General features: G+C 57.2%; 12 protein-coding genes. 3 read left to right on the plus strand and 9 right to left on the minus strand.

All coding sequences use genetic code 11. The features are described from left to right. Positions 1-167: 167 nt before the first annotated feature. Positions 168-1,097: a DNA-binding transcriptional regulator DsdC gene (dsdC, locus tag HMPREF1144_RS24495; protein ID WP_009654317.1), complete on the minus strand. Its 930-nt coding sequence runs from the start codon at positions 1,095-1,097 to the stop codon at positions 168-170. 223 nt (positions 1,098-1,320) lie between these two features. Between dsdC and dsdX the strand changes: the two genes are divergently transcribed. Both dsdX and dsdA read left to right on the plus strand, forming a co-directional pair. Next, positions 1,321-2,658: a D-serine transporter DsdX gene (dsdX, locus tag HMPREF1144_RS24500; protein ID WP_004116631.1), complete on the plus strand. Its 1,338-nt coding sequence runs from the start codon at positions 1,321-1,323 to the stop codon at positions 2,656-2,658. A 17-nt stretch (positions 2,659-2,675) separates the two neighbouring features. Continuing rightward, complete coding sequence (dsdA, locus tag HMPREF1144_RS24505) at positions 2,676-4,004, plus strand: D-serine ammonia-lyase (RefSeq protein WP_009654322.1); 1,329 nt, start codon at positions 2,676-2,678, stop codon at positions 4,002-4,004. Positions 4,005-4,057: 53 nt separating this feature from the next. On the opposite strand, the gene HMPREF1144_RS24510 is transcribed toward dsdA, so the two are convergent. The 5 genes from HMPREF1144_RS24510 to HMPREF1144_RS24530 all read right to left on the minus strand — a co-directional run bounded on the left by HMPREF1144_RS24510 (position 4,058) and on the right by HMPREF1144_RS24530 (position 8,406). Continuing rightward, on the minus strand, positions 4,058-4,588 hold the full coding sequence (locus HMPREF1144_RS24510; RefSeq protein WP_004855659.1) for a radical SAM protein: 531 nt from the start codon (positions 4,586-4,588) through the stop codon (positions 4,058-4,060). After that, positions 4,585-4,947 (minus strand): DUF202 domain-containing protein, encoded by a 363-nt coding sequence (locus tag HMPREF1144_RS24515; protein WP_009654319.1) that lies wholly within the window; start codon positions 4,945-4,947, stop codon positions 4,585-4,587. Before HMPREF1144_RS24515 ends, HMPREF1144_RS24510 begins: the two co-directional genes overlap by 4 nt. Continuing rightward, a complete protein-coding gene (locus HMPREF1144_RS24520) occupies positions 4,937-5,284 on the minus strand; it encodes a YidH family protein (RefSeq protein ID WP_004855665.1) in 348 nt (115 codons plus the stop codon). Before HMPREF1144_RS24520 ends, HMPREF1144_RS24515 begins: the two co-directional genes overlap by 11 nt. Before the next feature lie 180 nt (positions 5,285-5,464). Beyond that, positions 5,465-6,787 (minus strand): 6-phospho-alpha-glucosidase, encoded by a 1,323-nt coding sequence (locus HMPREF1144_RS24525; protein WP_004855669.1) that lies wholly within the window; start codon positions 6,785-6,787, stop codon positions 5,465-5,467. Beyond that, entirely contained in the window at positions 6,784-8,406 is a 1,623-nt protein-coding gene (locus tag HMPREF1144_RS24530) for an alpha-glucoside-specific PTS transporter subunit IIBC (RefSeq protein WP_009654320.1), read from the minus strand. Before HMPREF1144_RS24530 ends, HMPREF1144_RS24525 begins: the two co-directional genes overlap by 4 nt. Before the next feature lie 341 nt (positions 8,407-8,747). Between HMPREF1144_RS24530 and HMPREF1144_RS24535 the strand changes: the two genes are divergently transcribed. Then, complete coding sequence (locus tag HMPREF1144_RS24535) at positions 8,748-9,494, plus strand: GntR family transcriptional regulator (RefSeq protein WP_009654318.1); 747 nt, start codon at positions 8,748-8,750, stop codon at positions 9,492-9,494. On the opposite strand, the gene HMPREF1144_RS24540 is transcribed toward HMPREF1144_RS24535, so the two are convergent. From HMPREF1144_RS24540 to HMPREF1144_RS24550, 3 genes are all read right to left on the minus strand, one after another. After that, the gene (locus tag HMPREF1144_RS24540) at positions 9,462-11,123 is read right to left on the minus strand and encodes a putative transporter (RefSeq protein WP_004855675.1); all 1,662 of its coding nucleotides are present in this window, start codon (positions 11,121-11,123) and stop codon (positions 9,462-9,464) included. The genes HMPREF1144_RS24535 and HMPREF1144_RS24540 overlap by 33 nt on opposite strands. Positions 11,124-11,319: 196 nt before the next feature. Then, positions 11,320-11,748 carry a small heat shock chaperone IbpB gene (gene ibpB, locus HMPREF1144_RS24545; protein WP_004126915.1) on the minus strand — a complete coding sequence of 143 codons (429 nt, stop codon included), beginning with the start codon at positions 11,746-11,748 and terminating at the stop codon, positions 11,320-11,322. A 118-nt stretch (positions 11,749-11,866) separates the two neighbouring features. Then, positions 11,867-12,020: Hsp20 family protein (locus tag HMPREF1144_RS24550; protein WP_009654316.1), on the minus strand; the 154-nt coding region annotated here is incomplete at its 5' end.

Raw genomic sequence — 12,020 nt, forward strand, 5'->3', positions numbered from 1 at the left:
GACAGCACCGGATGGCGCTGTCGTTGTTGTGCCTGTCATCCGGGAGCCGGAAAAGGTGACAGTAGTTAAAAGAGTTGCAGGCGTTCACAGTATCTACCGGCCCGCAGACGGAGGTGAACCCGTAGCCCGGTCAGCGCAGCGCCACCGGGATGAAACTAAGCCGGTCATCATAATTGCGCCTGACTCTGCAGCCAGTGGATAAAGGCGTCAATTTTCGGCCACTGACGGCCCGGTAGGGTCGTCACGTAGTAGTGCTGATGGCACTTCAGGGTCATCTCGCCGAACGGTGCGATCAGCTCGCCGCTCTCCAGGCGCTTTTGCACCAGCCGCTTACGCCCCATCGCCACGCCAACGTGATTCATCGCCGCAATCACCGCTAAATCCGAACGATCGAAGCCAATACCCGACGATTGCGGCAAATCGACGCAAAATGTCTGCGCCCAGCTGAACCACTCATCGGTGCCGGAATCGTTGCTCCACGCCTGACGATCGTGCAGCAGCGTACAGTGGCGAAGATTGCCGGGGTTCTGCTGCAGCTGATGCTGGCGCGCGTAATCCGCCGTGCAGACCGGTACGATCGCCTCATCCATCAGAAAATGGTGGCTCAGCTGCGAGGAAGGCGCATCATCGAAGTAGATTGCCAGATCGATGCCCGCGCGCTGCATATTGACGTTATCGTTGCCGGTCAGCACGGTAAGCGAGATCGACGGATAGCGACGGGTAAAATCTCCGAGCGCGGGAACCAGCCAGCACTGGGCGATGGACGGGCGCGAATAAACCGTTAACGTCCCCGACAGCTCCTGGTTTTTAATATCCAGAATTTCCTGGTTCAGGCTATCCAGCGAGGACTTCAGCGCCCAGAACACCCGCTTACCTTCATGCGTCAGCTCTACTTTGCGGTGCGAACGCACAAACAGCTGGATCCCCAGCTCTTCTTCCAACTGATTGATACGGTGGCTCACCGCGCTGGGCGTCAGCGACAGCTCCTCCGCCGCCAGCGCAAACGACTCATGCCGGGCGGCGACTTCAAAAGTATACAGCTTCGAAAGCTGCCAGCCGTTGAGCAGGCGAGTGCCTAACTCTTTTAGCGTCTCCATCTCTTACTCCTTCACTATTCCCCGCCGAGTGTAAGAAATTTTTCGCGCCGGCTGCGCGTTAAAGATGAATAAAAGTGATGCATAGCACACATAACAGACAATTTTAGAGCAAAATCACCTTTTTGATTCAATCTGATTCACCTGAAGAGCCGTTTATATCGTTTGTCAGCGCGTGCCGTTTTTCTGTTCAATACCCATAGATTATTCACAGGCGAGGTGGGGTATGGAATCTCAGATCTGGGTTGTGAGCACGCTGCTGATCAGCATCGTGTTGATTGTATTAACTATCGTCAAACTGAAGTTTCACCCGTTTCTGGCGCTACTGCTGGCAAGCTTTTTCGTCGGCGCCATGATGGGCATGAGCCCGCTGGATATGGTTAACGCCATTGAGAGCGGGATTGGCGGCACGCTGGGCTTCCTTGCGGCGGTGATTGGGCTGGGGACGATTCTCGGCAAAATGATGGAGGTCTCCGGCGCAGCGGAACGTATCGGCCTGACGCTCCAGCGCTGCCGCTGGCTGTCTGCTGACGTCATTATGGTGCTGGTGGGCCTGATTTGCGGGATCACCCTGTTCGTTGAAGTGGGCGTGGTGCTGCTGATTCCGCTGGCGTTTTCCATTGCCAAAAAGACCAACACGTCGCTGCTGAAGCTGGCCATCCCGCTGTGTACGGCGCTGATGGCGGTGCACTGCGTGGTGCCGCCGCATCCGGCTGCGCTGTTCGTCGCCAACAAGCTGGGCGCGGATATCGGAACGGTGATCGTTTACGGTCTGCTGGTGGGCCTGCTGGCCTCGCTGGTCGGCGGCCCGCTGTTCCTGCGGCTGCTCGGCAACCGCCTGCCGTTTAAAGCGGTGCCGGCTGAGTTTGCCAACCTCGAAGTACGCAAAGAAGAGACCCTGCCGTCGCTGGGCGCCACGCTGTTTACGGTGCTGCTGCCGATCGGCCTGATGCTGGTAAAAACCATCGCCGAACTGAATATGACCAAAGGCGGCACGCTGTATATGCTGCTGGAATTTATCGGCAACCCGATCACCGCCATGTTTATCGCCGTCTTTGTGGCCTACTACGTGCTGGGTATCCGCCAGAATATGGGCATGAGCACCCTGCTGACGCATACGGAAAACTGTTTCGGCTCTATCGCCAATATCCTGCTGATTATCGGCGCAGGCGGGGCCTTTAACGCCATTCTGAAAACCAGCGGCCTGGCCGATACGCTGGCGGTGATTCTGTCGAATCTCGATATGCACCCGATTCTGCTGGCCTGGCTGGTGGCGCTGATTCTGCATGCCGCCGTCGGTTCCGCCACCGTCGCCATGATGGGCGCAACCGCCATCGTCGCGCCGATGCTGCCGCTCTATCCCGGCGTGAGCCCGGAAATCATCGCTATCGCCATCGGCTCCGGTGCGATTGGCTGCACTATCGTGACGGATTCCCTGTTCTGGCTGGTTAAGCAGTACTGTGGGGCAAGCCTTAACGAAACGTTCAAATACTACACCACGGCGACCTTTATCGCTTCGCTGCTTGCACTGGCCGGTACATTCCTGCTTTCTTTCATCATCTGAGCGCAAAGAGACGTAATATGAAAAACGCTGACATGACCACTTTACTCGCCCAGTTTCCTCTGCTGGAGGAGCTGATTGCCCTGAAAGAAACCACCTGGTTTAACCCGTCAACGACGTCGCTGGCGGAGGGGTTACCTTACGTTAGCCTGACGACAGAAGACGTTCAGGACGCCCACGCCCGCCTCGAGCGTTTTGCGCCCTATCTGGCGGAAGCCTTTCCGGAAACCGCCGCCACCGGCGGTATTATCGAATCCGAGCTGGTGGCCATCCCGGCAATGAAGGCCCGGCTGGAAAAAACCTTTCGTCAGCCCATTGCTGGCGAGCTGCTGCTGAAGAAAGACAGCCACCTGCCGATTTCCGGCTCGATTAAGGCCCGCGGCGGCATTTATGAAGTCCTGACCCACGCGGAAAAACTGGCGATCGACGCGGGATTGTTAAACACAGCCGACGACTACCGCAAGCTGCTGACCCCCGAGTTCAGGACGTTCTTCAGCCAGTACAGCATCGCCGTTGGCTCCACCGGCAACCTGGGGATGTCGATTGGCATAATGAGCGCGCGCATCGGCTTCAAGGTGACGGTCCATATGTCCGCCGACGCCAGAGCGTGGAAAAAGGCCAAACTGCGCAGCCACGGCGTGACGGTGGTGGAGTATGAAGAGGATTACGGCGTGGCGGTTGAGCAGGGGCGTAAAGCCGCCGAGTCCGACCCGAACTGCTTCTTTATCGATGATGAGAACTCGCGCACCCTGTTCCTCGGCTACTCCGTGGCCGGCGAGCGGCTAAAAGCACAGTTTGCCCGCGAAGGGCGCGTGGTGGACGCCAGTCATCCGCTATTTGTTTATCTGCCGTGCGGCGTTGGCGGCGGCCCCGGCGGGGTGGCGTTTGGCCTGAAGCTGGCGTTTGGCGATAACGTCCACTGCTTCTTCGCCGAACCGACCCACTCCCCTTGCATGCTGCTGGGGGTTTATACCGGCCTGCATGACCAGATTTCGGTTCAGGATCTGGGAATTGATAATCTGACCGCCGCGGACGGTCTGGCGGTAGGCCGCGCTTCCGGTTTCGTTGGCAGGGCAATGGAGCGCCTGCTGGATGGGTTCTACTCTCTCGATGACCAGACAATGTACGACATGCTGGGTTGGTTAGCCGAGGAAGAAGGTATTCGCCTGGAGCCGTCCGCGCTGGCCGGCATGGCCGGGCCGCAGCGGGTCTGCGCCAGCCTGGCGTATCAGCAGATGCACGGTTTCACCGCCGGGCAGATGCGCAATGCGACCCACCTTGTGTGGGCAACCGGCGGCGGCATGGTGCCGGAAGAGGAGATGGCGCAGTATCTGGCAAAAGGACGGTAAACCTCAAGGCAGATCAACGCGATGGCGACGAAACCTCTTTCGCCGCCATTTTTCTAGCGCAGCAGATGCATAAGCTCAACCGGCGAACGGTGCTGATTGAGTAGATCGCGCAGAACGCGCATATAGGGGGCGCTCCAGCTATAAAACTGCCGGTAACCTTCGCATAGCGCATTGGAGCCATCCTCCAGACGCAGCTGCGGGCAGCCACCACCGCATAATCTTAGCCAGGCGCAGCCCGCGCAGGCTGGCCCCGGCGGATTGTTGGCATACTGCACCGACTCACCGCGCCAGGCGCGCAGCGTAGCCTCAAACAGCGGCACGACGATGCGGTTAGCGTCTTCTTTAACCCAAATCGCAAACACCGCGCAGAGGAAATCCCCCCACAGCCGGGCGTCGGAAGGTTGCAGATGGGGAATAAACTTGATGGCCACGGCTCCCTGAGCGCTCAGCTGATGGTAGACACGCTCGGGGCGTTGGCACGCCTGACGATCGATAATGACTTCCTGTACCGGAAGATCGCTCGCCAGCGATTTGCAGTTACCGCAGTGCCGATCGTCACCGTAATCGGCCTGACATCCTGTCATGTCATATCCTTAATAAACAAAATCACCTGTCGTATATGGGTTACAGCAAACAACAATGACAGGGAAAGTACTGCGAATGCGATCAAAAATTTGTCACGAACCGCCTGCGGCTGAGCAAAATCGCTTTGCTCAACGTTCATCAGATTGCGGCTGCGGGTATAGCGCCAGAGGATGAGGGCGGCGAATGGCAATATGCACAGCGAAATCCAGAATGCGATCCCCGCCTGATGCCAGTGGTGCTTAATCGCCAGCGCCAGCAGCGCGCCATAGCCTAAAAGGGTGCGAAACCAGGCCAGCGACGTACGCTCCGGCTGCAGGCCCGGATCGCGCTCGCGACGCGCCCGGCGATTATCCGGCATAGAGCACCAGCGCCATCACCACCACGATGACTAGGGTCAGCAGAATACTGATCAGCAGCAGCGTGCGGGTGTAGGGAAGATCCTGTTTCAGCCGCATCGCCTTTTCGTTGCTCAGCCAGCGTATATAGCCGTAAATCGCCAGACCGCCGGCAAACAGGCACAGCAGCAGCGCCAGAATTTCACGAATCAACGGCGTAGCGAAATCCGGCGCCAGCTGGTCCAGGCCGACACCACCGGCTAAAAAGCCAAGCGAAGTGCGGATCCACGCCAGAAAGGTACGTTCATTCGCCAGCGAGAAGCGGTAATCCGGCGCTTCACCAAGGCGGGATATTTTCATCATGACTCCTTGATGGATTCCCGGTTGCGTAAAATACCGCCGATTCTACCTGACTGCCAAAGCGGAGGGCATTAATAATCGCCCCGTTTCAGAGGAAGCTCAGGCCTGATAACCGTATAAAGTCGGGCTATCAGGCCGATAAATGAATAACCGGCACCCTGTGGCTGCCGGTCAGCAGGATTAATGCAGTTCCGGCCAGTACGCTTTATTGGCCGCAATCAGGTCATCAAGAATCGCTTTCGCAACGGATGCGCTCGGCACGGTTTTCGACAGCGCAATGGCCTGCCACAGCTTGTGATAAGAGCGCTGTTCCCAGGCATCCACCACCAGTTTTTCCACCGCAACCTGCTGGCTCATCATCCCTTTCTGGAAGTGGGGAATGTCGCCTACCGTCAGCGGCTCCGGTCCATTGTGGCCAACCAGGCACGGAATTTCCACCATCGCATCGGCGTCAAAGTTATGAATCGCCCCGTTGTTTGGCACAATCAGCAGCATGCGTTCCTGAGTATTAAAGGCAATCGCCGCCGCCAGATCGACGATGTAGGACGCGTGTTCGTCAATTTCCAAATCGCCTGCGGACGAGTGGCCCGCAGCAATAATGGCCCGGCAGGCGCTAAAGACGTTTTTCTCACGGTGATCCATCACCTCGTTGGCGCGGGTGCGTTCCGGGTTGGAGTGCGCCACGACGTAGTCCGGGAACAGATAATACTTGAGGTAAGTATTCGGCATCGTATCCGGATCCAGCGCCTGCACGTCCTTCGCCTTGGCGAAGGTGTCGTTCCAGCTCGCTTCGGTATGGGGATCGTTTGATGGCGGAACATAGCCGAATTTCGCCACATGTTCGCGCAGTTTCGGCATCAGATCGTTACCCTGCAGATCTTCAATTGAGGTCCACCAGCCGAAATGGTTCAGCCCATAGTAGCGCACGCGCATCTGCTTGCGGTCCTTGAGGCCGACGATTTGCGCCATCCGCCCTTCGATACCGATCGGCATATCGCAAATGTTGAGAATTCTGGCGTTCGGACGCAGGCGACGGGTCGCTTCCGCCACAATGGCCGCCGGGTTGGAGTAGTTCAGCATCCAGGCGTTCGGCGAATATTTTTCCATATAGTCCACCAGCTCCAGAACGCCGCCGATGGAGCGCATACCGTAGGCGATACCGCCAGGGCCGCAGGTTTCCTGCCCCAGCACGCCGTGGCGCAGCGGAATTTTTTCATCTTTTTCACGCATCGGGTATTTGCCCACGCGGATATGCGCCATCACGAAATCAACGTCGGTAAAGGCCGCCTGCGGGTCGGTGGTATAGCTGAATTCAATTTCCGGCGCCTGCTCTTTGAGGATCACTTTGCACGCCTCGGCGATGGTCTCCTGACGCGCGCCGTCGTTGTCGTAAAATTTCAGCGACCGCAGCGGGAAGCGATCCTGGTTCGCTAACAGCATCAGCACGATGCCCGGGGTGAAGGTACTGCCGCCGCCTGCGATAACAACTGAGAATTTTTTCATGATACTGCCTCCGTCATGGTGGTTTGTTCGGTCTGTAGAGAATCTTTGATGAGGGTTTCCAGCTGGTCGCGGACCTGAGGGACGTGCAGGCCGACGATGACCTGAATTCCGTTGCCGCGGCGGACTACGCCGTGGGCGCCCAGCGCTTTAAAGACGTCGTCGCTTTGCGTCTTCGCCATATCGACCAGCGCGATGCGCAGCCGGGTGGCGCAGTTATTAATGCTTTCGATATTGCCCGCTCCGCCCAGCGCCTGCAGGAAGCCGGCGGCCTGGCCCAGTTTGGTGTCCGCGGCCCCCGCGGCGCTGGTTTTGCCGCGCGCGGCCTGATAATCCGCTTTGCTATAGAGCTTAATTTCACTCTCTTCGCGGCCCGGCGTTTTCAGGTTCAGGCGCAGAATCAACGTGCGGAAGATGACGAAGTAGAGCGCGGTGAAGCACACGCCAACGCCTATCTGGATAAACATCATTGAGGCATGGTTGTGGAACATGGGGATCCAGTTTTGCGGCAGGAACTGGTCGAGCAGGCCGCCGCCGAAGTTGCCTACCACGCCGCAGATATACATCACCGTCGCCATAGTGGCCGCCAGCACCGCATGGACGGCAAACAGCAGCGGCGAGATAAACAGGAAGGTGAACTCTAACGGCTCGGTTATTCCCACCAGTACGGCGGTCAAGGTGGCGGGAATCAGCAAACCGGCGACTTTCACGCGATTTTCCGGCGCGGCGGTGTAGTAGAGCGCCAGCGCGATACCCACGGAACCAAAGACCTTCGAGTTACCGTGCAGCGCGAATCCGCCTTCCGGGAACAGAGTTTTCAGCGCCTCGGTACTCTGGCTGAACTCATGTAAATGCTGCGCCCAGTAAACCTGAATACCGCTTTCCACTACCGCCGGGCCGAAAATAAACGGTCCGTAGACAAAGTGATGTAAACCGGTCGGGATCAGAATGCGCTCGAGGAAAATATAGACCCAGACCCCCAGCGCCCCGGCCGAGCGTAAGAAGGCCTGCAGCGATTCAATGCCCATCTGCACTTTTGGCCAGCCCAGCAAGGTCAGCCAGGCGCAGGGGATCATCGCCAGGAAGGCGACAATCACCACAAACGAGGAGCCCTGGAAAATCCCCAGAAACACCGGCAGCGGTTTATCGAAGTAGCGGTTATGCAGGGCGGTCACCAGCCCGGAGATAACGATCGCGCCGATAATGCTGGTATCGAGCGTTTTAATCCCGGCCATCATCGTCAGGCCGCTGCCTGGCGTCGGCTCCACGGAAAAATCGACGCCGAAGAAGTGGCCCCAGGTCATCCCCATGGCGTTGATGAAGTAGTTCCAGGTGAGGAAGCTGACCAGTACCGCCAGGCAGGCCCGGCCCTGGGCCTGTTTCGCCAGGCCGATCGGCAGACCGACGGCGAAAATCAGCGGCATATTACGAAAGACGGTCCAGCCGCCCTCTTCAACAATGTGAACGATCTGAGCAAATAAACTATCGGGTGCTGTGAGCGCTTCGCCGACGAACATCGGGTTGCGCAGCATAATGGCGATACCCACCACGATCCCGGCGAAAGGAAAGAGTAAAACCGGGGTAAACATGGCGCCGCCAAAGCGTTGTATTTGACTGAGCATTTGAAAATCCTCATATAACAACTCATAGGGTGAGTGGCCTTATCCATACCCGGCATGCTTCACGTACCGCGGTGAATGATTCAGGGTAATTATTTGTACTGGCCTGAAACGAGAATAGAAATTTGCCCGGTCGACAACATGCGGCGCCGTTACGATTCGTGATCGCTTTCATGGTTTTAATTGCGCCAATGTTGTCTACTTTTTAAGTAAAAATTAGACATTCTGAATTGCGCTGATTACGCCGCTGTAACGAAGAGTATTTATCCCTATGTATTAACTCTATTTTTAAAGCTAATAATCCGTGCATTATCGTTTTCAACTGAGTGAATAGAGGTCTAGTGGTGATCTACAAATCCATCGCCGACATACTGCGTCTTCGGCTGAACTCCTCCGATTTCGAGGTCGGCAGCCCGCTTCCCGGGGAAAAAAAGCTGGCGGAAGAGTTTGGCGTCGCGCGCATGACTATCCGCAAAGCCATCGATCTGCTGGTCACCTGGGGACTGGTGGTGCGTCGGCACGGCTCCGGCACCTACGTCGCCCGCAAAGACCTGCATCATGAAACCAGCAATCTGACCGGGCTGGCCGAGGTGCTGCGCAAGCAGGGTAAAGAGGTGGTCAGCCGGGTATTGGTTTTCGAGGTGATGCCCGCCCCCCCGGCTATCGCCAGCCTGCTGCGGATACAAATTGATGAACGGATCTACTTCTCGCGCCGGGTGCGCTATGTCGATGGCAAGCCGCTAATGCTGGAGGACAGCTATATGCCGGTGAAGCTGTTTCGCAATCTGTCGCTGGTGCATCTGGAAGGGTCGAAGTTCGATTACATCGAGAAGGAGTGTGGCATAACCATTAGCGGCAACTATGAAACGCTGTCGCCGGTGCTGGCGGACAGGCAGCTGGCGCAGTCGATGAACGTGCCGGAACAGACGCCGCTGCTGCGCATAACCTCCCTTTCCTACAGCGACAGCGGCGAGTTTCTTAACTACTCGGTGATGTTCCGTAACGCCAGCGAGTATCAGGTGGACTACCACCTGCGGCGCGTCCAGGCGGAGAATCCGTTAACCTATCCCCCAGAACAGCACCGCCAGTAGCTGCGGCGTGATAATACGTAAGAACATGACCAGCGGATAAACGGTCGCGTAAGAGAGCGCCGCCGCGCCGCTGGTGGCATGCAGGTTGTTGGCAAAGGCCAGCGCGGGCGGGTCGGTCATTGAACCGGCCAGCATCCCGCACAGGGTCAGGTAGTTCATCTTCGCCAGCATCCGCGCCAGAATACCGACAGCCAGCAGTGGGATAGCGGTGATAAAGATGCCGTAGACAATCCAGCTCATGCCATCACCGTCAATCAGCGTCGCCACAAAATCGCCGCCGGATTTCAGGCCAACCACCGCGAGGAACAGCACAATGCCCAGCTCGCGCAGCGCAAGGTTAGCGCTGGGCGGCATAAACCAGTAGAGCTTACCGATGCTGCCGATACGCCCGAGGATCAGCGCCATTATCAGCGGCCCTCCAGCCAGACCCAGCTTCAGCGCCGCCGGGAACCCCGGAATAAACAGCGGAATGGAGCCCAGCAGCACGCCCAGGCCGATACCGATAAATACCGGCAGCATCTGCACCTGCTGCAGTTTTTGCTGGGCGTTGCCCAGCTCGGCGGCCACCGCGTCAATCGCCTCCGGACGGCCGACGAGGTTAAGAATATCGCCGAACTGCAGGCTGGCATGGCTGCTGGCGACCAGCTCAACCCCGGCGCGATTGAGTCGCGAGATCACCACGTCATAGCGCTGTTTAAAGTGCAGATCGCGTATGCGTTTACCCAATACTTTTTCGTTAGTGACCACCACGCGCTCGACTTTCAGGTCGGTACCGCGCGTGGAGAGCGAAGTGGAAACCTCCTTGCCAATCACCAGCTGGGCATTGTGTAGATCCTCCGGTCGCCCGACCAGGTGCAGCAGGTCCCCAAGCTGAATCAGGGTATTCGGCGCGGGCACCATGAGCATCTCCTCACGCTTGAGGCGCGAGCAGATCAGCTTGTCGCTGTTAAGCATCGGCACATCCTGAATCGCCATATTGTTCAGGTTCGGGTTTTCGACCCGCACGTTGATGGTCTGAAGATGCGCATGGCCGTTGCCGCTGATCTCGTCAAACTGCTGGGCTTCTTTCTCGACGTTGATGCGGAAAAACAGTCGCACCAGCCACATGGTCAGCAAAATGCCGCAGATGCCAAACGGATAGGCCATGGCGTAGCTCATCCCCATCTGATCGACGGTATCAAGCGGTACGCCAAGGTCGCGCAGGATCTGCTGCCCGGCACCCAGCGCAGGCGTGTTGGTTACCGCACCGGAGAAGATACCGAGCACCACGGGAAGAGGGATATCGAACAGTTTATGCAGGACCGCGGTGACCAGGCCGCCGAGAATGACGATCAGAATGGCGAAGAGGTTCAGCCGCAGGCCGGAGACGCGCAGCGAGGCGAAGAAACCCGGCCCCACCTGGATACCGATGGTATACACGAAGAGAATCAGGCCAAATTCCTGAATAAAGTGCAGCATTGGACTGCTGAGCGTAATGCCCGCCTGGTCCACAAAGTGGCCGACGATAATACCGCCAAACAGCACGCCTCCGATACCGAAGCCGACACCGCGCACTTTTACATTGCCGATCCACAATCCGACGACCGCCACCAGCGCCAATACGCTAACGGTCAATGCTATATCACTCATCGTCTCTTCCCTGTGTATAACATTACTCACAATAAGGATTATGACCGGTACTCACCAGGCTGTATGCCGCCTGGCGCACAATAATCACGGGATCAGCCAACGACCATTTTGTTGAACACAACAAGAAAGGACAAAGTAATGCGTATCACGCACAAAAAAGCCCCGAAAATCGGGGCTTTATGGGTGGTTAGCTTAATTAGCTATCTAACGCGGGGCGCTCGCTGATGGCAATGCGCTGCGGGGCGATCTGTTCCGGCTCGTTGCGGGTCAGATCGATATGCAGCAGGCCGTTGGTAAAGGTAGCCCCGGAGACTTCCATATTTTCGGCAAGCGTAAAGCTCAGGCTAAATGCCTGGTTAACCAGCCCCTGGTGCAGCCATTTGGTCTCTTTTTCCGGCTGCTGCGGCGCGCCTTTTACCGTCAGGCGCGTGCCTTCAAGCTGGATATCCAAATCTTCCTGACGGAAACCGGCCAGCGCAAGGGTAATGCGATAGTGGTTGTCGTCGCTTTTTTCGATGTTATAGGGCGGGAAGGTCTGGCTTTCACCGGCGGTTTGCAGCGCGTTGGCCAGTTTGTCAAAACCGATCCATTGACGCAGCAGCGGGGATAAATCGTAGTTACGCATTGTGTTTCTCCTTCTAAGAAGCGAGTGGATAGCTGCAAATCCTGTGGATTCGCCTTTGCCCCCTGACGGCGGGCAGTTTTTTTAAATGAATACCGGGCCACCTTCGCGGCCCAACAAATTAGTTGATCTCGATACGGCGCGGCTTATTCGCTTCAGGAATAACTCGCTCAAGGTCGATATACAGCAGACCGTTTACCAGGTTGGCGCCGCGAATATGAATATTTTCCGCAAGCTGGAATTTACGCTCAAAATTGCGCTCAGCGATGCCCTGA

Source organism: Klebsiella sp. OBRC7, from assembly GCF_000293135.1.
In the GTDB taxonomy this organism is placed as follows: domain Bacteria; phylum Pseudomonadota; class Gammaproteobacteria; order Enterobacterales; family Enterobacteriaceae; genus Klebsiella; species Klebsiella michiganensis.